Source organism: Streptomyces hazeniae, assembly GCF_031845485.1.
Lineage (GTDB): Bacteria > Actinomycetota > Actinomycetes > Streptomycetales > Streptomycetaceae > Streptomyces > Streptomyces hazeniae.
Genome location: NZ_JAVREQ010000002.1, coordinates 124,781 through 151,525, shown reverse-complemented (window position 1 = coordinate 151,525; position 26,745 = coordinate 124,781). Strand labels below are relative to the sequence as shown.

Genomic DNA, 26,745 nt, shown 5'->3' with positions numbered 1-26,745 from the left:
GCACCATTCCGACGTGTCACCATCTTCGTCCGGGCGGTAACAAGTGATGCGAGACCAGGACGAGACGGCGGCCTACATGCGACGGGGGAACGGGCTTCGGGCGGAGCCACCGAGAGCGGAGCCACCGGAACGGCCGGCGCCCCCCGCCGACGGTTCCTCGCAGGACGGCGCACAGATGCGGGACGAGCACGGCAGCCCCGGCGACGCACCGCGCGACGGCGGCGGCCAGGACCGCGGCGGACGCGAGGAGGACCGCCGCGACGCCGCCGCGCGTCCGGACCGCGAGCCGGACGACGACGCCGGAACGACCCAGGCCCCGCCGGGCGGTTCCGCGTCCGCCGACGCCACCGGGCCGGCCGACGCGGCACAGTGGGACGGCGGCATCGACGAGGACGTGCCGCTGCTGCCCGCCCGCGTGCACCGCCCCTCCGACCTGCTGCGCCTGGGCCTGGGCATCCTGGGCATCGTCGCGGTGCTGACGATCGCCGCGTTCGCGCACGGCACGACCAGCGGCCTGGAGAGCGACGTCGAGAAGGGCACCCAGCAGGCGCCGGCGCTGCTCATCAGCGTGACCGGGCTGGCGGCGAGCGTCGCGGTGCTGCTGGTGCCGGTGGCCTTCGCCATCGAGCGGCTGATCAAGCGGGACGGCCTGCGGATCGCGGACGGCGTGCTGGCGGCCGTGCTGGCGCACGGCGTGTCGCTGGCCACCGACCTGTGGGTGACCGAGGCGGCACCGGGTTCCGTCGAGGACGCCCTGACCAAGCAGCTGGGCGACGGCGTCGTCAGTACGCCGGTGCACAGCTACCTCGCCCCGGTGATCGCCTACATGACGGCCGTGGGCATGGCGCGGCGCCCGCGGTGGCGGGTGCTGCTGTGGGCGGTGCTGCTGCTGGACGCCTTCGCGGTGCTGATCGCGGGCTACTCCACCCCGTTCTCCCTCGCGGTCACCGTGCTCGTCGGCTGGAGCGTCGCCTACGGCACCCTGTACGCCGTCGGTTCCCCGAACGTCCGCCCGACCGCCCAGACACTGCTCGCCGGCCTGCGCCGGGTCGGGTTCCGGCCGGAGGGAGCGGTAGGGATCGAGGAACCCGCCCCCGAGGGCGAGCACCCGGACCACGAGCGCGGCCGCCGCTACCGCGTGCGGCTGGAGGACGGCTCGTCCCTCGACGTCACCGTCGTGGACCGCGAGCAGCAGGCGCACGGCTACTTCTACCGGGTGTGGCGCCGCCTCGCGCTGCGCGGCCTCACCCAGCCGCGCAGCACGCAGTCGCTCCGGCAGGCGCTGGAGCAGGAGGCGCTCATCGCCTACGCCGCCATCGCGGCGGGGGCCAACGCGCCGCGGCTGATCGCCACCTCCGAGCTGGGCCCCGACGCGGTGATGCTGGTCTACGAGCACATCGACGGCCGCAGCATCGAGGCGCTGCCCGACGAGGAGGTCGACGACGACCTGATGCGGGCGACCTGGCGACAGGTGCAGGCGCTCCAGTCGCGGCGCATCGCGCACCGGCGGCTGATCGGCGAGTCGCTGCTGGTGGATCGTTCCGGCGCGGTGTTCCTCACCGACCTGCGAGGGGGCGAGATCGCCGCCGGGGACCTGGTGCTGCGTATGGACGTGGCCCAGCTGCTGACGACGTTCGGCCTGCGGGTGGGGGCGGAACGTTCGGTCGCCGCGGCGGTGGCCGTGCTCGGGCCGGACGTGGTCGCGGACAGCCTGCCGCTGCTCCAGCCGATCGCGCTGAGCCGCAGCACCCGCACCACCCTGCGCCGGCTCGCGAAAGAACGCGCGCAGCGGGAGCGGGAGGCGGTGCTGGAGGCCTCCCGGCTGCGCAAGGAGGCGCGGGAGGCCGCCGAGGAGACGTACGCGATCGCGCACGACCGCAAGGCGCTCAAGGCGGAGAAGAACGCCGAGAAGAAGGCGCTGGACGAAGCCCTGGAGGAGGCGCGTGAGGAGGACCTGCTGGCGCAGATCCGCAGCCACGTGCTGCTGATCCGGCCGCAGGCCCCGGTCGAGCCGGCCCGGCTGGAGCGGATCAGACCGCGCACGCTGATCAGTTTCATCGCCGGTGCGCTCGCCGCGTACTTCCTCTTCAGCCAGCTCAGCCACGTCGAGATCGGCCAGGCCGTGGCCGGCGCCGACTACAGCTGGGTCGCCATCGCGCTGGGCTTCTCCGCGCTGACCTACCTGGCGGCGGCGATCGCGCTGCTCGGCTTCGTACCGGAGAAGGTGCCGTTCCCGCGCACCGTGCTGGCGCAGATCGCCGGATCGTTCGTGAAGCTGGTGGCACCGGCGGCGATCGGCGGCGTGGCCCTCAACACCCGGTTCCTCCAGAAGGCGGGCGTACGGCCGGGACACGCGGTGGCCAGCGTGGGCGCGTCGCAGCTGTTCGGCCTGGGCGCGAACATCCTGCTGCTGCTCGCCTTCGGCTACCTGACCGGCACCGAGCACACGCCGACGCTGTCACCGTCCCGCGCGGTGATCGCCGGACTGCTCGCCGCGGCCGTGCTGGTGCTGATCGTCACCGCGATCCCGGGGCTGCGGAAGTTCGTCTCGGAGCGGCTGCGGTCGCTGTTCGCCGGGGTGGTACCGCGCATGCTGGACGTCGTGCAGCGGCCGAAGCTGCTGCTCACCGGTGTGGGCGGCACGCTGCTGCTGCCCTTCGCGTTCCTGATGTGCCTGGACGCGTCGCTGCGCGCGTTCGGCTACGACGACATGAGCTACGCGACGCTCGCCGTGGTCTTCCTGGCGGGCAACGCGCTGGGCTCGGCGGCACCGACTCCGGGCGGTCTGGGCGCGGTCGAGGCCGCGCTGATCGCCGGCCTCATCACCTTCGGCGTGCCGAAGGAGATCGCGACCCCGGCGGTCCTGCTCTTCCGTCTGATGACCTTCTGGCTGCCGGTGCTGCCGGGCTGGCTGTCCTTCACCCAGCTCACCCGCAAGGGCGCGCTGTAACGCCGGGCCGGACAGGCGAACGCCGGGCGGCCCGCGTACGGGTCCGCCCGGCGCCGTTCCGCTGCGAGGCCGGTCTGCCGGGGCCGGGGGTGGGGCCGATGCCGGCGCCGGTGCCGGGCCCGGTCAGTAGACGGGCTTGTCCGGCTCGATCTGGTTGACCCAGCCGATGACGCCGCCGCCGACGTGCACGGCGTCGGAGAAACCGGCGCTCTGCAGCACGGCCAGGACCTCCGCGGAGCGGACACCCGTCTTGCAGTGCAGGACGATCCGCTTGTCCTGCGGCATCTCGCCGAGCGCGTCGCCCATCAGGAACTCGTTCTTCGGGATCAGCTTGGCGCCGGGGATGGAGACGATCTCGTACTCGTTCGGCTCGCGGACGTCGATGATCTCGAGGTTCTCCCCGTCGTCGATCCACTCCTTGAGCTGCTTCGGGGTGATCGTCGCCCCGGCGGCGGCCTGCTGCGCCTCGTCGGAGACGGCGCCGCAGAACGCCTCGTAGTCGATCAGCTCGGTGACCGTCGCGTTCGGGCCGCAGACGGCGCAGTCCGGGTCCTTGCGGACCTTGACCTGGCGGTAGGTCATCTCCAGGGCGTCGTAGATCATCAGCCGGCCGACGAGCGGGTCGCCGATGCCGGCGAGCAGCTTGATGGCCTCGTTGACCTGGATGGAGCCGATCGACGCGCACAGCACGCCGAGCACGCCGCCCTCGGCGCAGCTCGGCACCATGCCCGGCGGCGGGGGCTCGGGGTAGAGGCAGCGGTAGCACGGACCGTGCGCGCTCCAGAACACCGACGCCTGGCCGTCGAAGCGGTAGATCGAGCCCCACACGTACGGCTTGTTCAGCAGCACGCAGGCGTCGTTGACCAGGTAGCGGGTGGCGAAGTTGTCCGTGCCGTCCACGATCAGGTCGTAGTCGGCGAAGATCTCCTTCACGTTCGAGGAGTCCAGGCGCTCCTCGTGGATGTTCACCCTGGTGTGCGGGTTGATGCCCAGCACGGTGTCCTTGGCGGACTCGGCCTTGGGACGGCCGATGTCGGCCTGGCTGTGGATGATCTGGCGCTGCAGGTTCGACTCGTCGACCTCGTCGAACTCGACGATGCCGAGCGTGCCGACGCCCGCCGCGGCGAGGTACATCAGTGCGGGCGAGCCCAGGCCGCCCGCACCGACGCACAGGACCCGGGCGTTCTTGAGCCGCTTCTGACCCTCCATCCCGACGTCCGGGATGATCAGATGACGGGAGTACCGGCGGACCTCGTCGACGGTGAGCTCGGCAGCCGGCTCGACCAGTGGTGGCAGCGACACGAAGACCTCAGCAAAGGTGGTCGGTGGATGGTGACCGCCCGGGCGCCGGGCGCCGGACGGACGTTCGTTCCTCCGGTAACACTGCCACGCGCTGTCTCATTCCGAGACACCCGTACCGAGGCGCGAGACGATCTCGTCCCAGTAGCCGGGCAGCGACTCCCAGGGGCTGACGCCGCCGCCGGTGCCGCGGTCGGTGAAGCAGACGGTGCCTGCGCCCTGCCAGCGGGCGATGCGCAGCGCCTCCTCCAGATGCGTGCCCGGCACGCCGTGCACCAGGTGGCAGAAGCGCTCCGGCGGATGGTCCGCCGTCCACTCCGCGACCTGCGACCAGCGGTAGTCCGGCCAGCCGCCCTCGAAGGTGACGAGCTGGTCCGCGAGCTTGGCGTACCCGGGGTAGGGGTGCGTGCCGTGGCCGAGGACCAGGAGCCCGCCGTCGCTGAGGGCCCGCAGCGTGCGGGTGGTGCGGCGGGTCTCGTGCAGATGGGCGGGGTCGGACGGGCAGCGCGCCAGGTAGAAGCCGCTGACGCCGTACCAGTCCAGGAAGCGGCGCGCGTCCGCGACCAGCTCGGCGAACGGCCGGAACCCCTGCCGCAGCTCCAGGTGGCCGAGCACCGGCGTGCCGGCCTCGCGCAGCCGCGCCGCCGCGGCCAGGCAGTACGGGTCCGGGCGGGCGCCGGGCCCGCGTCCCACGTTCAGCACGGCCCAGTGCAGCGGCGGCACCTCGGCACGGGCCGGCTCCCGCCACTCGCGCGGCGCCAGCATCGGATGGGCCCAGCCGGGCGCGGCGAGGCCGATCCGTGCCGCCGGGGCCCCCGTCGCGGCGGGGGTTCCCGGGGTGGTCAGATGCGGCATGCCGCCTCCATCCAGATGTCGGCGAGCGACTCCTCCAGGCCGATGCGGGGCCGCCAGCCGAGCCGGTCGCGGGCGGTGCGGACGTCGGCCTGCTGCCACAGCCCGCACCCGTCGGGGTAGGGGAAGGCGGCCGGAGCGCCGTTCGGGCCGGGCACCGTCGGTTCCAGGTCGTGCACGGCGCCGGCGTAGCCGGCGACCCGCGCCAGCACGGACACGGCGTCCCGCATCCGCACCGCGCGGCCCGTGCCGATGTTGACCACGCCCTGTGCGGCGGACAGCGAGGCGGCGTGCACGGCACGGGCCACGTCCCGGACGTCGACGAAGTCGCGCTGCACGGCGAGGCCGGGCAGCTTGAGCTCGCTGTCTCCCTGCTGCAGGGCGCGGCGCATGCCCTCGGCGAGCCGCCCGAGCGGCGAACCGGCCGGCGTGCCCGGCCCGGCCGGGGAGAACACCCGCAGCACCACGGCGTCCAGGCCGGAGCCCAGCACCAGTTCGGTGGCGGCCAGCTTGCTCACCCCGTACGGGCCGCCGGGGCGCGGCAGCGCGTCCTCACCCGTGGAGCTGCCGGGCTGCGCCGGACCGTACTCGGCGGCGCAGCCGATGTGCACCAGCCGGGCACTGCAACTGCTGCGGCGCAGCGCCTCGCACACGGTGGCGGCGCCGACGGTGTTGTGCCGGGTCAGCTCCCGCGCGCCGCCGCGCACGGCGCCGGCGCAGTTGATGACGACGCCGGGGTGGACGGCGTCGAGGAAGCGGGTGAGCGCTCCCGGGCTTCCGGAGGACAGGTCGAAGCGCACGTCCGCTTCGTCGCCCCGGCCCAGCGCCGTCAGCTGCACGGCGGGGTCCGCGAGCAGCCGGTCGGCGACGTAGCGCCCGAGGTAGCCGTGCGCACCGATCAGCAGCACTCTCATCGTGCGACCTCCTCGTGGCGGGTCGTTCCGGGGGACTCGGATGCGGTCATCGGTGGTGCTCCTGTCGGTGTCGTGCACGTGCGTGCGCAGTGGGGTGGTCGGGAGGGCCGCCGGAGGCGGGGCGGGACGGCGGTCACCGGGCCTGCCGGGCGAGGCGGTCGCCGGGCGGACCCGGCTCCACGCCCGTCGGAGCCGGCCCCGGCGCAGGCCCCTGGCGGGGGAGGCGACCGGACGCCTCCCGGGCGGCGGGCCGCTGGTGCGCGGACGCGCCGGTCAGGGCACGCAGCCCGTACGCCAGCAGCGCCAGGGCCGCCAGCGCGCAGGCGGCCGCCGGAACGACGGTCGGGCCGTACGCCGCGACGGCCTGCTCCACCGGCCGTCCGACGGCCGCGGCGCCGGGCAGCCGTGCCGCCAGCACGGTGCCCAGCGCGGCGGCGATCAGCAGGCAGGCGGCGGCCAGCCCGCCCGAAGCGGCGCGGGGGAAGCCGTGGCGGCTCAGCAGCAGCGCCACGAACAGCAGCACGCCGAGCGCCGCCGTCGCCGCTTGGGTGGCGTGCGGGGCCGCCGCGCCGCGCACCAGCAGGTGAGCGGCGACCTGCACGGCCGACAGCGCGACGGCGAAGAGGCCGACGGTCAGCAGCAGCAACGGCCGTACGCCCGCGGCGAAGTCGCCGAGGCTGCGACTGCCCGTCAGCCTCCGCCGGGCCCGCGTCGCGAACAGGTGCGCGGACCAGGCCGCCGGCGCGACGCCGAACGCCAGTGCCAGGGGAACGCACAGACACGCGAACGCCGGCAGGAGACGCCCGACGCCCGCCCCACCCGCGAGCAGCTCGGTCAGCAGCCAGTCGCCGTACAGCACGTAGCCGAGCAGCCAGCAGGCCCACAGCGCGGCGGTGCGCGTCCGCGGCACGCCGCGCAGCGACAGCCGTACGGCGGCGAGCACCGCGAGTCCGCCGAGCGTCCCCACGGCGGGCCGGGCGTACGGCGGCTCCAGCGGCACGTAGGTCAGGCCCACGACGGTGGCGGCGCAGAGCACACCGGGCAGCAGGTGGCTGAGCCCGCGGCCCGCGGCCCGGGCCCGGCGCGGCTTGTGCGGCCCGGAGCCGTCGGCCGACGGCTCCGCGGCGGCCCCGTCCTCGGCACGGGGCACCCGCACGTACAGCTCCTCGGCGAGGGAGAACACGTCGCGGTGCCGGTAGCGGGCGGCGGTGCGGTCGGTGATGCCGTGCGCCTCCAGCCCGGCGGCGATCTCCAACGGGTCGACGGCCCGCTCGCACAGGGCCCGGTGGCGGTGCATCAGCTCCCGCACGGGATCCGCCGACGCCCCGCGCCGCCCGCCGTCCGCGCGGGACGTCCCGCCGCCGGACGGTGCTGCCGCGTCGGCGGCCGGCGCCGCCCCTGCACGGTCGGGACGGCCCGGCTCGCCAGCGAACGGCGGGCGGGCGCCGACGTCCGGGGCGGGTGCACGGCGGCCCGTGACCCGTACGCCGGGTGCGGGCCCTCCCGGCTCCGGGGGCGCGTCGGAGGGGGGCCGGGGGGCGGCGGGTTCGTCGGGCGCGGGCGGCTGGGCGGGCCCGACGGAACCGGTGTGGAGGCGGGTTTCGGGGGCGGGCGGCGCGGGGCTGGGGGCCCGGGTGGGTGTCGCGGCCGCACGACGACGGGGCGGCGGGCCGTCCAGGGCGTGCAGCGGCCCCGTGGGCGGTTCGGCGAGCGGCACGCCCTCCGCGTCCAGCGCGGCCGACGAGGGATGCCCCGCCTCCGGCCAGACCACCTGGACTCCCGATTCCGGGGTGGCCCCCGCGCCCGCCTCGGAACGCCAGGAGTCGAGGGGCTCGGGGCCGGATTCGGCGGGCGGACCGTCGACGTCGTCGACCAGGGTCCACGAACGGGTGTCCCACGCCCCCGGGTTGACGGGGGCGACGGGCTCCGCGGGCTCGGCCTGCCCCGGCGGGCCGGCGGGCTTCCGGTCGGGCCCGGACGGTGGAGGCGTGCCCTCGGGGGCGCGCCGGTGCGGATGGCGGGACGTCATGCGGGATCCTCCTGGCCGGGCCGGACACCGACGGCCGGGGTACCGGACGCGGCGTGCCGGGCCCAGCTCGGGCCGTGAACGGTGGCGGTCTGCGCCGACCGGGCGTGCGCGGGCGAGCGCACTCCGGCCGGGCGGGGCGAGGCGGTCGCGGACGCGAGCGCCGCCGGGGGTCTGGCGGTGCTGGCCCAGCGGCCGGGGACGTGCGACTCGGCGGGCTGCGCGAACGGCACCGGCGCGCCGTCGGTGTCGAGGGCGGCGGGGGCGCGCGTGCTGCGCGACATCAGTTCGAGGTAGATCCCGCGGAACGCCTCGACGTTCTGCTCGACGGTGAACAGTTCCAGCGCCCGGGCACGCGCCGCCGCGCCCAGGCGCGTGCGGCGGGCGGGGTCGCGGAGCAGCGCGAGACACGCGTCGGCGAGGGCGCGGGGGTTGCGGGGCGGCACCACCAGGCCGGTGCCGCCGATGACCTCGCACACCGCGCCGACGTCGGTGGAGACCGTGGCGCGGGCGCAGAACATCGCCTCCACCAGCGAGACGGGGAAGCCTTCGACGACGCTGGAGAGGACGGCGACGGTGCCGCCGGCGTAGGCGTCGGCGAGAGTGGGGGCGGCGGGACCGCCGATCTCCTCGAAGGCCACCGGACTCTCCCCGACGCTGTGCGTGTCGGCGGCCTCGTCCGGGAACAGGTGCGCGGCGAGCGCGCGCAGGTGCGCCGCGTAGGCGGCGGCGTCGGGTGCGGTGCCGAGCCCGGTGGAGACGATGCGCAGGCGGGCGCCGGGCAGCGCGTGGCGCACCTCGGAGAAGGCGTGCAGCAGAGCGACGAGGTCCTTGGCGGGCTCGACCCGTCCGACCCAGAGCAGGGTGGGCCCGGAGCGGCCACCGCGGCCCGGCGTGTCTCCGTCGCTGCCGCCCGCCGGGACGTCCATCACGGCCTCGCCGACCTCGGTGAACGGCTCGGCGTCCATGCCGGGGTAGACGGTGCGGAGCCGTTCGCGGCGGGCGCCGCAGCGTTCCTGCCAGCGGCGCGCGTGGGTGTTGCCGGGGGTGATGAGCTGAGCGCGGGCGTACGCCTCGTGCGCCAGCCGGCCCTGGAACGAGGCGAGCAGCGCCCGCACGGGCTGCCGCGCGGCGTCCGGCCGGACGCCGGGCGCCGCGCCGCCGGGCCCGACGCCGCCCGCCTGCGCGGGGAGGGGGGTGCTCGCGAGGTAGTGCTCGCGGAGCCGGACCCCGTACTCGGTGATCAGCAGGGGCGTGCCGTAGGCACGGGCGGCGAGGAGCCCGGCGAGTGCGGCGGGGCCGCCGCCGACGGCGTGGCACAGGTCGACGTCGCCCAGGCCGGCGCTGCCGGGGCCCTCGTCGAGCCAGTCCAGGGAGAGCGGGCGCAGGGCACGTTCCAGCCGGTCGACGACGGCGAGCAGGTCGGAGACCTGGGCGGCGTGCGCGGCGCGCAGCGCGCCCGGCGCGCGGCACGCGGACTCCAGGACGCGGACGGCGAGTTCGGAGCGGATCGCGTCCGGCAGGCCGCCGTGGTCGCGGGCGAGGTCCGCGAGCCCGTGGAGGCCCGCGGCGAAGCGTTCCGCCGCCGTGGGGCCGGTGCGGTCCGCCCGGTCGGGCTCGTCTCCGTCGGCGGCGGGGGTGCAGATCGCCGCGGCGAGCTCCGCGAAGCACTCGGCGAAGCGGCGGCGTTCGCGGCGCCCGGTGACGCCGCGGGCGGCGGCGCCCTCTGCGCAGGGGGCGTGCGCCGGGGGCTCGCCCCACAGCGGGGCGGTGCGGACGTGCCGCACGTTCTGCGGCAGGTCGCACCAGCCGGCCTGTTCCTGGCGCAGGCTGCGGCTGAGCGCGTAGAGCTCGAACTCGTGTCCGCCCAGCCCTCGCACCAGCCGGTCGCACCACAGCACCGACTCACCACGCGCGAAGGGGTAACCACCCTCCGTAAGCAGTGCAACGCGCACGAACGCACCCCCGGCCGATCGACGAGTGGGCCACCGCGTCGGATGCGGTGGATGTGACGCCGACGACGGTATGCGCGATGCGGGGGGCTACGACGGACGGTTGTCCGTCGCACCACCGGAAGGGGTGAACGGCCGTGACTTTCCGGACGTTTACGCGTTCAACGGTCTCGCCGCGGTACGCGGTGCGCCGGTCAGCCGTCCTTCTCCGGGTGCGGCCAGGCGTTCGGGCGGCAGGTGGCGGCACCGGTGGTGAGGGTCTTGGTCTGCTGCATCATCACCGGCGCGAGGGCTCCGTCGGACCCGCAGAAGCGGTGTCCGAGCCCGAGCCGGTGTCCGACCTCGTGGTTGATCAGCATCTCGCGGTACTCGCGGACACGGTCGTCGCCGAAGGTCTCCGAACCCTGCGCCCAGCGCCAGGCGTTGATCATGATGCGGTCGGTTGCCGCGGAGTCGCACGACACGTTCTGCACCGTGGTGTCCAGGCCGGACTTGGCGCACCATGCGCCGGTGGTGCCGGGGCTGGCCAGGGTGATGACGAAGTCGGCGTCGTCGGAGGCGACCCGCTGGAAGCTGCGCGCGCCGTCGTGCGCCCAGCTGCGGTCGTCGTTCAGGGTGCGGTGCACGGCTTCGGCGAACAGTTCGGCGTCGAGCGGGAGTTCCTTCTCCACCTCGACGCGGTAGCGGACGACCTCGCCCCGGCCCTCGCCCTCCTCCCGGCCCTTCACGGTGCTGAACTCACCGGTGCCGTGCAGATCCGGGTCCAGAGGGAGGACGGTGGCGATCCGCTCCGCGTAGGTCAGCGGACGGGCCGCCTGCGTGTCGGACGGCGTGGGGCGCGGCGCGCGGCGGGAGGACTCGCCGTCGTCGCCGCGCGCCTCGCCCGCTCCGGCGGCCGCGGCACGATTGTCCCCCCGCTGTTCCAAGCCGGTGACCTGGCCGGCCACCACGATCGCCAGCACGGTCGTGACCGCGGCGGCGGCCACGCCGGTGAACGTGCGGCCCTTGGTGCGGGCGCGCTGCGGCCCGGTCTCCGGGTCGTCGTCGTGGTCGTGGCCGTGGCCGTGCTCGCCGTCACCTCTGGGGTCGCCGTCGGGGCCCGGCAACGCGCTGTCCCACGGGTCCTCGGCGCGGGGCGGCGGGGCGCCGTGGCCACCGCCGGCGGCACCGGAGGCCCGACGACCCGGCATCTCGGGCGGCGGTGCGGAGCGCGACGCGGGGCCGGCGGCGAACACGTCGTCGTCGAAGGCGTCCAGATAGTCCTGGCGCGGGCCGTACCGCGGGCCGGGCGCCGCTCCGCTGCGCGGGGCACCGGGCGGGGGACCGCCGGAGCGCGGCGCCGCGACCGTAGGGGTGGGGCCGGTGGCGGGGCCGTCGCCCCAGCCGCCGCCGGGTTCGCGGTGCTGCGGGTGACCGCCGCGCGCCTGCGGCGTCCCGCCGGGGGGCGTGCCGTACGCAGCGGGGCCCGGATAGGGGGCTCCCGCCGGGCGCTCGCCCGGGTAGGGCCGGGGCACGGCCGGACGGCGCACGGAGCCGGACGCGAACGGCCCCGAGGAGCCGGGTGGCGGCGCGGGCCGGGCGGCTGCGGCACCGTCCGGACCACCGGTCGCCCAGGGCTGGGCACCCACCACGGGTCCGGCCTCGGGCACGGTCCGGGCCGGGGTCTCCGGCGGAGCGTTCCGCTTGCGGCTGTGGCGTCCCACTACGCTCCCTTCACTGCCTGCTCGCTCCGTTCGGATGTCTCCGCCAGCAGCTCGCGGAAGGCCCGCGCGACCACGTCGGGGTACTCCATCATCGCCACGTGCCCGGCCTCCGGCAGCGCGACCAGCCGGGAGGAACGGAAGGCGGCACTCGCCCGGCGCGCCATGCGGAACGAGACCAGCTGGTCGCGGCCGCCGTAGACGAGCAGCGTCGGGGCGAGCACCCGCTCGGCCTGGCGCCACAGGGAGTGCTGACCGCCGAGAGTGTAGGCGTTCACGAGGCCGCGCGCAGAACGGGTCAGCGCGTCCCAGAAGTACGGGAGTTCGAGCCGGCGTGCGTACTCCCGCACCGCGACGTGGAAGTCCTCGGGCGCCACCCGGCCGGGATCGCCGTAGCACAGGGCCAGAACCTCGCGGGTGCGGCGCTCCGGCGTCCAGTCCTTCGTCAACCTGCCGAAGAGCGACGTCACCCCCGGGAGGGCGAGCAGCGCGGTCGGTACGGCGGTGCGCTGCGGGCGCAGCTCGGGCAGCGCCGGGGAGACCAGGGTGAGCGTGCGCACCAGGTCGGGACGCATCGCGGCGACGCGGGTGGTGACCGCGCCGCCGAGGGAGTTGCCGAACAGATGGACCGGGCCGCGCTCGGACGCGTCGAGGAGTCTGACCACGGCGCGGGCGTGCGCGGACACGGAGTAGTCACCGTCGTCCGGCGGCGGCGACCCTCCGAAGCCGGGCAGGTCCACGGCCTCGCCGTCGAGGTGCCCGGCCAGCTCCCGCATCAGCGCGGACCAGTTCTGCGACGACCCGCCGAGACCGTGCACGTACAGCGCGGGCGGCAGCCCGCGACGGGCCGGCGGCCGGGCGCGCACGGAGAGCGTGAGACCCGCGAGGGAGACGTCGTGCAGCGTCTCCCCGTCGTGGACGTGCGGCCCGGTCAGGTCGGGGATCGCGTGCGGGACGGCGGTACGCAGATCCGGCTGCTCGGTCGACGACATGGAGCAATGTTACGAGACGATCACGCGGGTACCCATGTGTTCGCCGTCACTGCTGCGGGGACCCGCACGACATACCGCGGGGAACCGGCCGGAACCGGTCGCGTCCCGCAGCGGTTGCACCCGCCTGGAGCAGATTGCGGGACGCCCGCACCGGAAAGGGGAGCCCACATGTCTGTCGACCCGACCGATCCCGAAACGTTCGACGACGCCTACGAGGAGGAGCCGGAGGGAGCCGAGTTCGAGGCCCCCGAGGCGGACGCCGCGGAGCAGCAGGCCGAACTGCTGCGGCAGCGCAGCGAGCCGATGACCGGCCGCGGCTCCGACGAGGTGGACCCGGCGGACGCCGCCGAGCAGGCCCGTGTGGTGGAGGTGAACGAGGACGAGTACCGCTGAGGCGCTTCCGCGGCGCGCCCCGGGCCGGGCCACCGGGGCGGGGCGGTCGCTGTGCGGGCGCCTCTCGCCCCGCCCTGCGGCCGGAGGGTGTCCCGATAGCCTGCGCTGAGCGAGAATGTGCGCTTGCGGAGCGCGGACCCGGGTTACCCGAAAGTACGATGGCGGTCTCGGCGCGCACCGCGCGGAGAAGCAGCAGTCCCCTGGCCCGGCCGGGGAGGCACCAGGGAGGCGAGCGTGACGATCGAGCAGACAGCAGCAGAGGCGCGCCCCCGCGGCACGCGCCTGCCGCGCAGGGCCCGACGCAACCAGCTCCTGGGCGCCGCCCAGGAGGTGTTCGTCGCACAGGGCTACCACTCCGCGGCGATGGACGACATCGCGGACCGCGCGGGCGTCAGCAAACCGGTGCTCTACCAGCACTTCCCCGGAAAGCTCGACCTCTACCTCGCGCTGCTCGACCAGCACTGCGACGCGCTCCTCCAGCAGGTGCGCAACGCGCTGGAGTCGACCCACGACAACAAGCAGCGGGTCGCGGCCACGATGGACGCCTACTTCGGCTTCGTCGAGGACGAGGGCGGCGCGTTCCGGCTGGTCTTCGAGTCCGACCTGACCAACGAGCCGGCCGTGCGCGAGCGCGTGGACCGGGTGAGCCTGGACTGCGCGAAGGCCGTCTGCGGGATCATCGCCGAGGACACCAAGCTGCCCTCCGACCAGGCGATGCTGCTGGCGGTGGGCCTGTGCGGGATGGCGCAGATCACCGCCCGGTACTGGCTGGGCGCCGGCCAGCGCATCCCGCGCGACGCGGCGGCCCGCCTGATCTCGTCGCTGTCCTGGCGCGGCATCGCCGGTTTCCCCATGCAGTGAGCCCGCCGCGGGCCCACCGCTCGGGCCGGGCCGCGCCCCGGTGTTCGCTGTCGGCATGCGGGCGGGGCCCTCGGCGGGATGCCCGGGGGAGCTAATCTGTGCTGCGTACGGCGCGGCTGTCCGCGCACCCCGACCGTCGGAGGGACATGGCCGTGGAGGTCAAGATCGGCGTGCAGCACGCGCCCCGCGAGATCGTCATCGAGAGCCGGCAGAGCGCCGAGGAGGTCCAGGCCGCCGTGGAGGCCGCGCTGGGCAAGAACAGCGCGTTGCTCTCCCTCGAGGACGAGCACGGCCGCCGGGTCCTGGTGCCGTCCGACAAGGTGGCCTACGTCGAGATCGGCGAGCAGGCCGGACGGAAGGTCGGCTTCGGCGCGCTCTGACGACGCGTCCGGGGCACACTCCGAACACCCTGTGGGGTACGGGAGTCAACTCCCGTACCCCACACGTGTGTACGCGGGCGCCGGTTCTCCGCCCGTACGCCCGATGTTCACCTTCACAGCAGTTTCACGTTCTGCGCGGCGAGGGTAGGACCGGATCGACCGACTCCGCACCAACGGCTCGGGAGGTCCCGTGGTGGCGTACGCACTCGGCTCGGCGATCGTCGGACTGGCCCTGGCATGGGCCGCGGCACACCGGCTCTCCGGGCGGCTGCCGCAACGCAGCCTGGTGCTGCCGACCGGTGCCGGCGGCGGACTGGTGGGCGGGCTGGTGGCCTACGCGGTGATGGGCCCGGGGAACCTCGGCCTCGCCCTGGTGATCTCGGCGGCCGTGAGCGTGGCGATGCTCTCGCTCCTCCACGGGCGCTCCGCCCGCCCCGCCCCGCGCGCGACGGCCGCACCCCGCATCCCCTGAACTCCGGTGTCCGGGGCGGCGGGCCGCCCCGGACAGGCGAGCGCTACGCGGCGAGACCGAGGGCGGCCATCCGCTTGGTGTGGGCCTCGGTGATGCGGGAGAACATGCGCCCGACCTCCGCGAGGTCGAATCCGTCGGCCAGCCCGCCCACGAGCATCGTCGACAGCGCGTCCCGGTCGGCGACGACCCGCTGCGCCTGCGCCAGCGCCTCGCCCATCAGGCGCCGCGCCCACAGCGCGAGCCGGCCGCCCACCCGGGCGTCGGCGTCGATCGCGGCGCGCACCTTCTCGACCGCGAAGCCGGAGTGGCCCGTGTCGTCCAGCACCGCGAGCATCAGCGCGCGGGTGTCCGCGTCCAGCCGGGCCGCGACCTCGCGGTAGAAGTCGGAGGCGATGGAGTCGCCGACGTACGCCTTGATCAGGCCCTCCAGCCAGTCGGACGGCGCGGTGAGCCGGTGGAACTCGTCGAGCGGCGCGGCGAACGGCTCCATGGCCTGCGTCGGGTCCGCGTCGATCTCCGCCAGCCGCTGCCGCAGCCGCTCGAAGTGCTGGAACTCCGCGGACGCCATCGCCGCGAGCTGCGCCTTGTCCGCCAGGGTCGGCGCGAGCTTCGCATCCTCCGCGAGCCGTTCGAAGGCGGCCAGCTCCCCGTAGGCCAGGGCGCCGAGCAGGTCCACGACGGCGGCCCGGTACTGCGGGTCGGCGGCGGCCTGCTCCCAGCTCTGCGCGGCGATGCCGGTGGCCGCGGCGTCGCCGGCGGCGGCGTCGGTGTGTGTGTCGGGCGTCTCCATAGCCCAGCACGATAGCCCTCCCCACCAGGACCGGAACCCCGCAGCCCCGGTCCGGAGACCGCAGGTGTGAAGTCGTACACACCCGTCGCCCCGGTACACCTGCACGGATCCGGGGTACAGTGCTATAGGAGTCCCGCCGGACACGGTGGGCCCGACGCATATCGCGGATGCCCGGTCGGTGGCCCGATCGGCTCCGACCCGACAAGCCCTCCACGTGGCTGGGTGCACCGAGCACCGGCCATGTTCCATGAGGGACCGCTCGCGCGAGATGAGCGCCAGAGCGATGAGCTAGTGGTCCCGCGCCGACCGGTGGACCAGGCCGCAGGAAGGCCCCCGCCGCTACGGGCACGGTACTGACCCGCCTCGCTCCACCGGGCCCCACCGGTGCCGCCTCGCCTCGCGTCACACAGAAGAGGCAAGCATCCTGTCCACCACGTTCCGAGAGCTCGGAATCCTCTCCGAGACCGCCGAGGCACTCGAGGCCGTCGGCATCACGTCCCCCTTCCCCATCCAGGAGATGACCCTTCCGGTCGCGCTCGCCGGCGCCGACGTCATCGGCCAGGCGAAGACCGGTACCGGCAAGACGCTCGGTTTCGGGCTGCCGCTCCTGGAGACCGTGACCGTCCCCGCCGACGTCGAGCTGGGCCGGGCGAAGCCCGAGCAGCTGACGGAGGCGCCGCAGGCGCTGGTGGTCGTTCCCACCCGCGAGCTGTGCCAGCAGGTGACCAACGACCTGCTCACCGCGGGCAAGGTCCGCAACGTCCGCGTGCTGTCCATCTACGGCGGCCGGGCGTACGAGCCGCAGGTCGAGGCGCTGCGGAAGGGCGTCGACGTGGTCGTCGGCACCCCCGGCCGCCTGCTCGACCTGGCCGGCCAGCGCAAGCTCGACCTGTCGCACGTCAAGGCCCTCGTCCTCGACGAGGCCGACGAGATGCTGGACCTCGGCTTCCTGCCGGACGTCGAGAAGATCATCCAGCTGCTGCCGGCGAAGCGGCAGACGATGCTGTTCTCGGCCACCATGCCGGGCCAGGTCATCTCTCTCGCCCGCCGGTACATGAGCCAGCCCACGCACATCCGGGCCACCGCCCCCGACGACCACGGCCACACGGTCGCCAACACCGAGCAGCACGTCTTCCGCGCGCACTCGATGGACAAGCCGGAGATGGTCGCCCGCATCCTGCAGGCCGAGGGCCGTGGCCTGGCGATGATCTTCTGCCGCACCAAGCGCACCGCGGCCGACATCGCCGAGCAGCTCACCCGCCGCGGCTTCGCCGCCGGCGCCGTGCACGGCGACCTGGGCCAGGGCGCCCGCGAGCAGGCGCTGCGGGCCTTCCGCAACGGCAAGGTCGACGTGCTGGTCTGCACCGACGTCGCGGCCCGCGGCATCGACGTCGACAACGTCACGCACGTGATCAACTACCAGACGCCCGAGGACGAGAAGACGTACCTGCACCGCATCGGCCGTACCGGCCGCGCGGGCAACTCGGGTACCGCCGTCACGCTGGTCGACTGGGACGACATCCCGCGCTGGCAGCTGATCAACAAGGCGCTGGAGCTGTCCTTCCCGGACCCGGAGGAGACCTACTCCACCTCGCCTCACCTGTACGAGGCGCTCGGCATCCCCGAGGGCACCAAGGGCGTTCTGCCGCGCTCCGAGCGCACCCGGGCCGGCCTCGCCGCCGAGGAGATCGAGGACCTCGGCGAGACCGGGCCGCGCGGCGCGCGCGGCGGCCGCGGTGGACGCGGCGGTGCCCGCCCGGGTGGAGACGCCACCGAGCGTCCGAGCCGTGAGCGGAGGTCGCGGCCGCGTCGGCGCACGCGTGGGGGGCAGCCCCTCGACGCGGCGGCGGCCGAGGCCGCGGCTCCGGCGGCGGCAGCCGGCCAGGGTGCGCCGGAGGGCGCTGCCCGCAAGCCCCGGCGGCGGCGCCGCACCCGGAGCGGTGCGGCAGCGGCAGCCGGTGGCGCCGTCGCCGAAGCCCCGGCTCAGGCGCCGCAGGCGTCCGGCGGCGCGGAGGGCGGCGCGGCCGCCAAGCCCCGTCGTCGCCGCCGCACCCGCGGCGGATCCGCCTCCGCTGCGGAGAGCTGAACCCCCTGACCGGTCGGCCGGGCCCAGCCCGGCCGACCGGTCGGAGTCGCGGCCGGGCGGGCCCGCCCGCCCCCGCCCGGCGCGTGCGTCCGGTGCGGCACCGTGCCGGCCGGCTCTCCGCCGCGCAGGGCTGCGTGAACCCCCGGGCCGGGGCGCTGCTCGCTCCCTCGCGCCCTTCCACGCCTCGCGGGCCGGCGGCCCGGGGTCGGCGGGGCACGCGCCCCGCGGTTCTCGCCGCGGCACCGCGCACGCGGTAGCGTCACGGCATGAGCCGACCGCCCCTCCTCGAACTCCCCCACGGTGCCCGTGCGCACCGGCTCCCCACCGCGCGCGGCCCGTTCGCCGTCCACGAGATGGGCTCCGCGACCCGCGGCACCGCCCTGCTGATCCCCGGTTTCACGGGCAGCAAGGAGGACTTCATCGGCCTTCTGGAGCCGCTGGCTCACGAGGGATACCGCGTGGTCGCCGTGGACGGGCGCGGGCAGTACGAGACGGGCGGACCGCGCGACGAGAACGCCTACGCCCCGGAGGAGCTGGCGGCCGACGTCCTGGCGGTCGCCGAGACGCTGAAGGCAGAGCACCCGCTGCACCTGGTCGGGCATTCGCTCGGGGGCCTGGTCGCCCGCGCCGCCGTGTTCCGCGACCGCACGCCGTTCGCCTCGCTGACGCTGATGAGCAGCGGTCCGGGTGCCGTCTGCACGGCCCAGCAGTCGCGGCTGAAGATGCTGCTCGGCGCGCTGCCGGTGATGGAGATGGAGGACGTCTGGCGGGCGATGCGGGAGCTGGACCCGCCGGAGGCGGCGGACGACCTCACGCCCCCGGCGGTGGCGGAGTTCCTGCACCATCGCTGGCTGGCCAACGTGCCCGAGCAGCTGATCGCCACCGCGCAGCAGCTGCTCACCGAGCCGGACCGCACGGCGGAGCTGGCGGAACTGGCCGCGACCGGCATGCCGGTGCACGTGCTGTCCGGGGAGCTGGACTACGCGTGGCCGGTACCGCAGATCGACGCGCTGGCCACGGCGATCGGCGCGCGGCGGACCGTGATCACCGGCGCCGAGCACTCGCCGAACGCGGACCAGCCGCAGCAGACCGCGCAGGCCCTGCTGGCCGGCTGGGCGGTCCCCGCGCGCTGACGGGCGGCGGGACGGGCGACGGCAGAGCCGAGGGGAGTTCCCGCCGGCAGGCTCAGGGCGCGTCGGCGGTGAGGTACCGCTGCACGGTGGGCCCGAGCCAGGCGACGACCTCGTCCCGGCTCATCGCGGCGGCGGGCGGCAGCCGCAGCACGTAGCGGGCCAGCGCCATGCCGAGGATCTGCGCGGCGACGAGTGCGGCGCGCCGCGGCGCCTGCCCGGGCACCGGGCACACCCGGGCGACGACGGGTCCGAGCTGCTCACGGAAGATGTGCTGCATCCGGGCCGCGCCCGCTTCGTTGGTGACACCGACACGCAGCAGGGCGGTGAGCGTCCCGTCCTGTTCCCAGCGGGCGAGGAAGTGCCCGACGAGTGCCGCACCGACCTCTGCGCGCGGGACGGCGGCGAGGTCCGGGAGCCGCAGTTCGAATTCCGAGGCGGCCGCGAACAGGCCCTCCTTGTTGCCGTAGTACCGCATCACCATGGACGCGTCGATGCCCGCTTCCCGTGCGATGGCGCGGATGGTCGCGCGCTCGTAGCCGTCGGCCGCGAAACGGTCGCGGGCGGCGCGCAGGATCGCGGCGCGGGTGGCGTCGGAGCGCCGCGGAGCCGTGGTGGACGCCGTGGTGGACGCCGTGGTCGGGGCCGGTGTGCCGGCGGGCCTCTCAGTCATGCCAACAATCGTAGGCCAACACATGTTGACAACACCAGGACCGCGCGCTGTACTGACATCAACAAGCGTTGGCACACACTCGTTGGCACGCTCGACCGCCGCCCCCTGGAGGCGCACATGTCGCACGCCCAGCACCCCGCGCAGCACCCCGGCCCCACCGAGCGCACCGACGTCGTGGTGGTCGGCGCGGGCCCGACCGGCCTGCTCCTCGCCGGCGACCTGGCGGAAGCCGGCGTCGACGTCACGCTGGTCGAGCGGCGACCGCCCGGCCTCAGCAACCTCAGCCGCGCCTTCGGGGTCCACGCCCGGACCCTGGAGCAGCTCGACGCGCGGGGGCTGGCGGACGCACTCGTCGCCACCGGCTCCCGGCTCACCCGCCTGCGCCTCTTCCGGCGGCTCGACCTGGACCTGTCCCGGCTGCCCAGCCGGTTCCCGTTCCTGCTGATCACCCCGCAGTACCAGGTGGAACGGCTGCTGGAACGCCGCGCCGCGGCCGCGGGGGTGCGCTTCCGGTACGGGACCGAGGCCGGCGGGCTCACCCAGGACGCCGAGGGCGTGACCGTCTCCCTCGGCGCGGGCGGCCCGCTGCGCGCCGCGTACGCCGTCGGCACGGACGGCCACCGCAGTGCGGTACGGCGTGCGCTCGGCCTGCCGTTCCCCGGGCGGTCGGTGATCCGCTCCCTCGTGCTGGCCGACGTCCGGCTCGCCGAGGAGCCGGACGATGTGCTCACCATCCGGGGCGTCGGCGACACCTTCGCCGGGCTGGTGCCGTTCGGCGACGGCTGGTACCGGATCATGGGCTGGAGCCGCCACCGCCACGTCGACGACGACGTGCCCCTGGACCTGGAGGAGGTCAGGGAGATCGCGCGCCGCGCGCTGGGCACCGACCACGGCATGCACGACGCACGCTGGCTCTCCCGCTTCCACAGCGACGAACGGCAGGCCCCCGCCTACCGGGTGGGCCGGGTGCTGCTCGCCGGGGACGCCGCGCACGTGCACTCCCCCGCCGGCGGCCAGGGCATGAACACCGGCCTCCAGGACGCCGCCAACCTCGGCTGGAAGCTGGCCGCGGTGGTCCGCGGCCGCGCGCCGGAGGACCTCCTGGACACCTACCAGGCCGAGCGCCACCCCGTCGGCCGCACAGTGCTGCGCAGCAGCGGCGCGCTGGTGCGTCTCGCGATGGCGCACCGTCCGGCGACGCGGGCGCTGCGCGCCGCCGTGTCCCGGCTGGTGTCCGCGGCCGGTCCGCTGGCCGACCGGGCGATGGGCACGGTCTCCGGCGTCGGCATCGCCTACGGCCGGGAGCGCGGCACGCACCGCCTCACCGGCACCCGCGTGCCGGACCTGCCGCTGGCCACCGGCCGGCTCTACGAGGCCCTGCGCGGGGGCGGGTTCGTCCTCGTGAGCCCGGGGAGCGAGGGGTCGCCCGCGGCGGAGGAGCACGGCGTCACGGTCGTCCGCCGCGGCGACGGGGCGGCGTACGGGGTGTACGGACGCGGGCTGCGGCTGCTGGTCCGGCCGGACGGGTACGTCGCCTGGGCGGGCGGTGCTGCCGACGAGACGTCGCTGCGCGCGGCCCTGCACACCTGGACGGGTACGCCCGCCACCCAGACGGCCGCCTGAGCGCGCCGCCCCGGCACGGCCGGTCCCCAGCCCGTGAACCCGGGCGCGCACCCCCGGCCTCACGAGCGGGGGGACGCGGGCCGGGTCAGCCGTTGCCGGAGACGAAGCGCGTGACGCCGTTGGCGATCTGCTGGACGGCGATGGCGGACAGCAGCATCCCGGAGAGCCGGGTCACCAGCACCACACCGCCGTCCTTGATGACGCGGATGACCAGCAGCGAGTAGCGCATCACCAGCCACAGCACGAGGTGCATGGCGACGATCGCGCTCCACACCGCGAGCTGGCCGCCCCAGCCGTCGGCGCGCTGCACGGCGAGGATCACCGACACGATGGCTCCCGGCCCCGCGAGCAGCGGCATGCCGAGCGGGACCAGGGCCGCGTTGACGTCCTTGGTCTGCGAGGGCTCGTCCGCCTTGCCGGTGAGCAGGTCCAGCGCGACCAGCAGGAGGAGGAGTCCCCCCGCCACCATCAGGGCCGGCACCGAGACGTGCAGGTAGTCGAGGATCTGCCGGCCGCAGATGCCGAAGACGGTGATCACGCCGAACGCGACGGCCGTGGCCTGGAGCGCCATCCGGCGCTGCACCTTGGCGGGACGCCCGGAGGTGAGGCCGAGGAACACCGGGGTGATCCCCGGCGGGTCCATGATCACGAAAAGGGTGAGAAAGACGGATCCGAAGAGAGCGACGTCGAACACGAGAGGGCCTTGCCGGGGTGGGGAGGGTGGACGGGGTGAGGGCGGGGACGCACGGGCGCACGGCGCCCGCCGCGCGCACCTCGCGCGTGCGGGTGGCCGGGACGCGACGCGCGCGTGGTGCCGCCCTCGGGGCGCCGCCGCGTGGGGCAGAGGCGCGGGCGGGCGGACGCGTGGGCGGAGCAGCCCGGGCGGACAGTGCGCGGGCAGATCGCCGCCCGTAGGCGGCCGGGCGGGGCGGGAGGACCGTACGTCAGCCGGTGACGGGCTTCGCGCCTGACGCGCGGGCGGCGATCTCGGCGTACACGTCCGGATCGGTGGTGTGCTCGCCGAGCACGCAGGTCTTGCGGGCGCCGTGGTAGTCGCTGGAACCGGTGGCCAGCAGACCGAGGTCCGCGGCCATGCCGTGCAGGCGGGTGCGGGTGGCCGGTTCGTGGTCCATGTGGTCCGCCTCCAGGCCGTCGAGGCCGGCGCCGGCGAGCTCCGCGACGGCGGACTCGGGCAGCACCTCGCCGCGCTTGACGGCGAGCGGATGGGCGAAGACGGCGACACCGCCGGCGTTCTTGATCAGCCGGACGGCGTCGAACGGGTTCAGCTCGTGCTTGTCGACGTACGCGCGGCCGTCGTTGGCGATCCACTCGGAGGTGAACGCGTCGGTCACCGTCTCCACGACGCCGAGCTCGACCATGGCGCTGGCGATGTGCGGCCGGCCCACGGCGCCGTCACCGGCGATCTCGGCCACCCGCTCCCAGGTGACGGGGACGCCCAGCTCGCGCAGCTTGCCGACCATCGCCCGGGCACGCGGCACCCGGTCGTCGCGCACGAGTTCGCGTTCGCGGGCCAGCTCCGGCTCCTCCGGGTCGAACAGGTAGCCGAGCATGTGCAGCGGGATGCCGTCCAGACGGCAGGACAGCTCGATGCCGGTGACCACCGTGAGACCGGCGGGCACCGCGGCCAGCGCCTCCTCGTATCCGGCGACCGTGTCGTGGTCGGTCAGCGCGACGACGTCCAGACCGGCCGCGGCGGCGTTGCGCACCAGCTCGGCGGGCGCGTCGGTGCCGTCCGACGCGGCGGAGTGGGTGTGCAGGTCGATGCGCACGGCGGGGGGCTCCAACTACGGACGGCGGACGGCGGGCGCCCTCACTCTACCGGCAGCGCGCCGCACGGCCGGACGGTGCGGCCCGTGCCCGCCCGGCACGCACCGGCATCCTCGGATACGCCCCCGCACCGGCGGGCACCGCGCCGGGCACCCGGCCGCTCAGCCGACGAGACGCGGCGAGAGCGCCCCGATCGGCAGCAGGTCGACCTCCGCACCGGCGTCGCGCAGGTCGGTGAGGACGAGTTCGTCGTAGAGGAGCAGGCCGGACTGCTCCGGCCAGACGACGGCCCACAGCCACAGCCCGCGCGCCTCACCGGCGAAGACGGCGCGATCGGACGGAGTGCCGTGCAGCAACCAGAGCGGAGTGGGGCGGCCCGCCGCGAGCACCTTGCCGTCCGGAGGCTTCTCCACCTGGAGGTACGGGCCGGGGTCGGGCCCGTCGATACCGGCGTACCGCGCGCCGAGGCCGACACCGAGTTCCTCCGCGATCAGCAGCAGCTCACCGGGCCCGCCGAGGGGCCCCGGACCGGAGCAGGCGACGACGGTGGCCCGTCCGCCGCTGCGGTCGTCCCCCGCCCCCGCGACCCCCGTGAAGAGCCATCCGACGGGCAGCGGCCAGGGCATCCACACCGGCACCTCGGCGCGGCCGACCACGACGGCGAGCGCTTCGACACTGGGCGGCACCACGGGCTGCAACGGGTGCACCGCTCCGTGCATCCCGCACTGCCAGGTGTCGGCGAAGAGGCCGGGCGCCCGCACCCGGCCACCGCATTTCGGGCAACTGGGTTCGCCCCTCATGACCCACCACGGTCCTCCCCTCCCGGCACGCCGTCAAGGACGATCACCCGGCCGGGAAAGTGCATGCACGCTGAATTTGTGAGTCTGGCTAACGTTCTGCGTGCCGTGCCCGATGCCGCGGGACCGAAGCGACGTCACGGCTCCAGCGGCACGCCGGCCCGCAGCGGATCGCGGAGGTCCGTGCCGTGCGCCAGCCAGCGTTCCTCCAGGGCGTCGGCGCCCCGCACCCGCTTCCAGGCCGCCTCGTGCGGCGTCATCGGCAGCAGCGGCAGGAACCGCACCGGATCCAGCGGCGGGCCCAGCTCCAGGTCCGGGACCAGACCGCCGCCCTCCGCCACCAGTACGGAGGTGAACGGCGCCTGCGGCCACAGCGGTTCGCCGACGTCCAGCGACGCACCGGGCGCCACCACGACACCCTCCACCTGCGGCGAGGCGGCCAGCACGGCCAGCGGTCGCAGCACCTTGTCGGTGTCGGCCGCACCCGCGCGCACGGACAGCAGCAGCTCTGCGCGCGGCCCGCGTTCGGGGTCGGCCAGCGCGGCCGCCGGGTCCGTCATCGGCGCAGCGGACATTCCCAGCGTGGCGTAGCGCACCAGGCCCCCGTCGAGGAAGCGCAGCACCTCGATGCGTTCGGTGCCCAGGAAGGTCACCGCCGCCCGCGCTTCCGGCTCACCCAGCGCGGTGCGCAGCCGGGCCTCGACGAGTTGAGAGACGTCCACCATGCGCGCGAGCATAGGCGCGGCGGAAAACCGCCGGTGCCCGGCCCGCCGTGGGCGGCGGATCACCCTGCGGGTGTTACCGTTGACCGCTGGTCAAAGCTGCCGCTGCAGCACCGGGCAGGTTCGTACATCCCCCACGGGGGACCGGCCGGAGGAGGTGGGACTTCATGGATCCGAGTCGACCGTGCAGTACCAATCGTTCTTCCGCACGGCACCCGCGTTCCCACGCCTGAGGCCCGGTATCCCCCACCGCGGCGCGGTGAAACCCCCGGGCCGGCCCGCCACCCGGCCGGACCGGCCCACCCGGGCTCCGGGCCGCTCCCGGATGCCGCCGGAGCGCACACGCGGAAGAGCGACGGAACACAGTCCCCGACCGCCCGCTTCCGCCGTACCCTTACGTCCGCACACGGCGCCCGCGCGGTACCCGCTTTGCGGACCTCCGCCTGCCGCACGCTCCCCGCATCCGACGGGGCGTCGGCCACCGTAGGTCCCCATTCCGGGTAGCGCTGCGCCCGCCGCCGACGAGACGGCACGGCACCCGTGAGGAGCCCAGCATGTCCATGATCCGTGACCTGCGCGCCGCCGTCCGCCCCGCACTCCGCCGGGGCGACCGCCAGAGCTACAGCTACGACACCACCCGCGTCCGGTCCACCGCCGTCGTCGACTGCGCCGTCTACCGCGACGGCCACCGCATCACCAACCGCCTCGAGCCGGACGAGGCGCTGCGCGCCGCGCGCTCCGGGGAACCGGGCGACTTCGTGTGGATCGGCCTGCACGAGCCGACCGAGGAGGAGTTCTCCGGCATCGCCGAGGAGTACGGACTCCACCCGCTGGCCGTGGAGGACGCCGTCCACGCACACCAGCGCCCCAAGCTCGAGCGCTACGACGACTCGCTGTTCACGGTCTTCAAGACCATCCACTACGTCGAGCACGCCCAACTCACCGCCACCAGCGAGGTCGTGGAGACCGGTGAGGTGATGTGCTTCACCGGCCGGGACTACATCATCACCGTCCGGCACGGCGGCCAGGGCTCGCTGCGCGCCCTGCGGCACCGCATGCAGGAGGACCCGGAACTGCTCGCCAAGGGCCCCTCCTCCGTGCTGCACGCCATCGCCGACCAGACCGTCGACGGCTATCTCGCCGTCGCCGACGCCGTGCAGGACGACATCGACGAGGTCGAGATCGCCGTCTTCTCCGAGAGCACCGGCGGCGGGGGCGGCGCGGACGGCGGGTCCACGCCGGGCCGCCGGCGCGGCGGCGACGCCGGGCGCATCTACCAGCTCAAGCGCGAAGTACTGGAGTTCAAGCGCGCCGTGTCGCCGCTGATGCGTCCGATGCAGCAGCTCAGCGAGCGCCCGATGCGGCTGGTCGACGCCGAGGTGCAGAAGTACTTCCGCGACGTCGCCGACCACCTCGCCCGCGTCAACGAGCAGGTGCTCGGCTTCGACGACCTGCTCAACTCCATTCTCCAGGCCAACCTCGCGCAGGCGACCGTCGCGCAGAACGAGGACATGCGGAAGATCACCTCGTGGGCGGCGATCTTCGCCGTCCCGACGATGATCGCCGGCATCTACGGCATGAACTTCGAGTACATGCCGGAGCTCCAGTGGAAGGGGTCCTACCCGACGGTGCTCCTCGTCACGGTCGGCATCTGCATCGCCATCCACCGCGGCTTCAAGCGCAACGGCTGGCTGTAGCGGCGACGTGGGGGCGGGGGAACGCACGCGGGGTAGGTACGCGTCCGCCCGGCCGCACAGCGGGTCGCGTACGCTGCGGAGCATGACCGCCCTCGACCAGGCCCTCATCGAGGAGACCGCCAAGAAGTCCGCCCTGCTGTGGGTGCGCGGACCGCAGGGCCCCGCCCGCGCGCTGTGGCACGTGTGGCACGAGGGTGCGGTCTGCCTCGTGGGGCGCGGCTCGGACACCCCCGGCCCGGACGCGGACCCCGGCAGGACCGAACAGCCCCTGGTCGGCCTCGGCCTCACCGACGGCGGAACCGCCACCGTCACCGCCCGCAGCAAGGACAAGGGCGGTCGCCTCGTCGCGTGGCCCGCCCGCGTCGTGGAACTCCGCCCGGGCACGGAGGCATGGCAGGCGGCGACCGAGGAGTTGAAGGGCAAGCGCCTCAACGCCCCCGACTCCGGCACCCTGCTCGAGCGGTGGTCCCGCGACTGCCGGGTGCTCCGGCTGGAACCGGCCGGCGCCCCCGTCCAGGCACCGGACCGCATGCCGGACACCCCGCAGGCCGCCCCTCCGCTGCCCAGCCCCGCCACCACCCGGCGGCCCGCCCCGGCCGGCCTGCCGAAACTGCTGCTGCGCGGCCGCCGGGGGAAACGCCGCTAGGA

The 26,745-nt window shown here is 75.0% G+C and carries 23 protein-coding genes; 10 read left to right on the top strand and 13 right to left on the bottom strand.

The window, feature by feature from the left end:
* The first annotated feature begins 175 nt into the window (after positions 1-175).
* Positions 176-2,950, top strand: a complete 2,775-nt coding sequence (locus tag RM572_RS04470; protein WP_311671950.1) for a lysylphosphatidylglycerol synthase domain-containing protein — start codon at positions 176-178, stop codon at positions 2,948-2,950.
* Positions 2,951-3,073: 123 nt separating this feature from the next.
* On the opposite strand, the gene moeZ is transcribed toward RM572_RS04470, so the two are convergent.
* The 7 genes from moeZ to RM572_RS04435 all read right to left on the bottom strand — a co-directional run bounded on the left by moeZ (position 3,074) and on the right by RM572_RS04435 (position 12,685).
* A complete protein-coding gene (gene moeZ / locus RM572_RS04465) occupies positions 3,074-4,252 on the bottom strand; it encodes an adenylyltransferase/sulfurtransferase MoeZ (RefSeq protein WP_311671949.1) in 1,179 nt (392 codons plus the stop codon).
* 96 nt (positions 4,253-4,348) lie between these two features.
* The gene (locus RM572_RS04460) at positions 4,349-5,104 is read right to left on the bottom strand and encodes a spherulation-specific family 4 protein (RefSeq protein ID WP_311671948.1); all 756 of its coding nucleotides are present in this window, start codon (positions 5,102-5,104) and stop codon (positions 4,349-4,351) included.
* Complete coding sequence (locus RM572_RS04455) at positions 5,092-6,015, bottom strand: NAD-dependent epimerase/dehydratase family protein (protein ID WP_136182511.1); 924 nt, start codon at positions 6,013-6,015, stop codon at positions 5,092-5,094. The genes RM572_RS04460 and RM572_RS04455 overlap by 13 nt, the downstream gene beginning before the upstream one ends.
* Before the next feature lie 133 nt (positions 6,016-6,148).
* A complete protein-coding gene (locus RM572_RS04450) occupies positions 6,149-8,044 on the bottom strand; it encodes a hypothetical protein (protein WP_311671947.1) in 1,896 nt (631 codons plus the stop codon).
* Positions 8,041-9,996: a DUF3492 domain-containing protein gene (locus RM572_RS04445; protein ID WP_311671946.1), complete on the bottom strand. Its 1,956-nt coding sequence runs from the start codon at positions 9,994-9,996 to the stop codon at positions 8,041-8,043. The genes RM572_RS04450 and RM572_RS04445 overlap by 4 nt, the downstream gene beginning before the upstream one ends.
* Positions 9,997-10,187: 191 nt before the next feature.
* Positions 10,188-11,696 (bottom strand): DUF3152 domain-containing protein, encoded by a 1,509-nt coding sequence (locus tag RM572_RS04440; protein WP_311671945.1) that lies wholly within the window; start codon positions 11,694-11,696, stop codon positions 10,188-10,190.
* Entirely contained in the window at positions 11,696-12,685 is a 990-nt protein-coding gene (locus tag RM572_RS04435; protein WP_311671944.1) for an alpha/beta fold hydrolase, read from the bottom strand. The genes RM572_RS04440 and RM572_RS04435 overlap by 1 nt, the downstream gene beginning before the upstream one ends.
* A 168-nt stretch (positions 12,686-12,853) precedes the next feature.
* Between RM572_RS04435 and RM572_RS04430 the strand changes: the two genes are divergently transcribed.
* The 4 genes from RM572_RS04430 to RM572_RS04415 all read left to right on the top strand — a co-directional run bounded on the left by RM572_RS04430 (position 12,854) and on the right by RM572_RS04415 (position 14,791).
* Positions 12,854-13,078, top strand: a complete 225-nt coding sequence (locus RM572_RS04430; protein WP_311671943.1) for a hypothetical protein — start codon at positions 12,854-12,856, stop codon at positions 13,076-13,078.
* A gap of 240 nt (positions 13,079-13,318) precedes the next feature.
* The gene (locus RM572_RS04425; protein ID WP_027764450.1) at positions 13,319-13,939 is read left to right on the top strand and encodes a TetR/AcrR family transcriptional regulator; all 621 of its coding nucleotides are present in this window, start codon (positions 13,319-13,321) and stop codon (positions 13,937-13,939) included.
* Positions 13,940-14,091: 152 nt separating this feature from the next.
* Positions 14,092-14,319 carry a DUF3107 domain-containing protein gene (locus tag RM572_RS04420; protein WP_210732912.1) on the top strand — a complete coding sequence of 76 codons (228 nt, stop codon included), beginning with the start codon at positions 14,092-14,094 and terminating at the stop codon, positions 14,317-14,319.
* A 193-nt stretch (positions 14,320-14,512) separates the two neighbouring features.
* Positions 14,513-14,791 (top strand): hypothetical protein, encoded by a 279-nt coding sequence (locus RM572_RS04415; protein ID WP_311671942.1) that lies wholly within the window; start codon positions 14,513-14,515, stop codon positions 14,789-14,791.
* A 43-nt stretch (positions 14,792-14,834) separates the two neighbouring features.
* Here the strand turns inward: RM572_RS04415 and RM572_RS04410 are convergent, their stop codons facing one another.
* Positions 14,835-15,581 (bottom strand): ferritin-like fold-containing protein, encoded by a 747-nt coding sequence (locus RM572_RS04410; RefSeq protein ID WP_311671941.1) that lies wholly within the window; start codon positions 15,579-15,581, stop codon positions 14,835-14,837.
* Between the two features lie 517 nt (positions 15,582-16,098).
* On the opposite strand from RM572_RS04410, the gene RM572_RS04405 reads away from it, so the two are divergent.
* Together RM572_RS04405 and RM572_RS04400 are read left to right on the top strand one after the other, a co-directional pair.
* Entirely contained in the window at positions 16,099-17,667 is a 1,569-nt protein-coding gene (locus RM572_RS04405; RefSeq protein ID WP_311671940.1) for a DEAD/DEAH box helicase, read from the top strand.
* A 266-nt stretch (positions 17,668-17,933) separates the two neighbouring features.
* Complete coding sequence (locus RM572_RS04400; RefSeq protein ID WP_311671939.1) at positions 17,934-18,800, top strand: alpha/beta fold hydrolase; 867 nt, start codon at positions 17,934-17,936, stop codon at positions 18,798-18,800.
* 52 nt (positions 18,801-18,852) lie between these two features.
* Here the strand turns inward: RM572_RS04400 and RM572_RS04395 are convergent, their stop codons facing one another.
* Positions 18,853-19,470: a TetR/AcrR family transcriptional regulator gene (locus RM572_RS04395; RefSeq protein WP_311671938.1), complete on the bottom strand. Its 618-nt coding sequence runs from the start codon at positions 19,468-19,470 to the stop codon at positions 18,853-18,855.
* 117 nt (positions 19,471-19,587) lie between these two features.
* On the opposite strand from RM572_RS04395, the gene RM572_RS04390 reads away from it, so the two are divergent.
* Positions 19,588-21,093: an FAD-dependent oxidoreductase gene (locus tag RM572_RS04390; RefSeq protein ID WP_311671937.1), complete on the top strand. Its 1,506-nt coding sequence runs from the start codon at positions 19,588-19,590 to the stop codon at positions 21,091-21,093.
* 85 nt (positions 21,094-21,178) lie between these two features.
* On the opposite strand, the gene RM572_RS04385 is transcribed toward RM572_RS04390, so the two are convergent.
* The 4 genes from RM572_RS04385 to RM572_RS04370 form a co-directional block, all read right to left on the bottom strand.
* Entirely contained in the window at positions 21,179-21,787 is a 609-nt protein-coding gene (locus RM572_RS04385) for a MarC family protein (protein ID WP_311671936.1), read from the bottom strand.
* A 250-nt stretch (positions 21,788-22,037) separates the two neighbouring features.
* Positions 22,038-22,883, bottom strand: coding sequence for a PHP domain-containing protein (locus RM572_RS04380; protein ID WP_027764457.1), 846 nt, complete (start codon positions 22,881-22,883; stop codon positions 22,038-22,040).
* A gap of 159 nt (positions 22,884-23,042) precedes the next feature.
* Positions 23,043-23,681 carry a DUF6758 family protein gene (locus RM572_RS04375; RefSeq protein ID WP_136182522.1) on the bottom strand — a complete coding sequence of 213 codons (639 nt, stop codon included), beginning with the start codon at positions 23,679-23,681 and terminating at the stop codon, positions 23,043-23,045.
* Positions 23,682-23,815: 134 nt separating this feature from the next.
* Entirely contained in the window at positions 23,816-24,403 is a 588-nt protein-coding gene (locus RM572_RS04370; RefSeq protein WP_311671935.1) for a suppressor of fused domain protein, read from the bottom strand.
* Between the two features lie 551 nt (positions 24,404-24,954).
* On the opposite strand from RM572_RS04370, the gene RM572_RS04365 reads away from it, so the two are divergent.
* On the top strand, positions 24,955-26,097 hold the full coding sequence (locus tag RM572_RS04365; protein ID WP_311671934.1) for a magnesium and cobalt transport protein CorA: 1,143 nt from the start codon (positions 24,955-24,957) through the stop codon (positions 26,095-26,097).
* Between the two features lie 82 nt (positions 26,098-26,179).
* The gene (locus RM572_RS04360; RefSeq protein WP_311671933.1) at positions 26,180-26,743 is read left to right on the top strand and encodes a hypothetical protein; all 564 of its coding nucleotides are present in this window, start codon (positions 26,180-26,182) and stop codon (positions 26,741-26,743) included.
* The last annotated feature ends 2 nt before the right edge of the window (positions 26,744-26,745 follow it).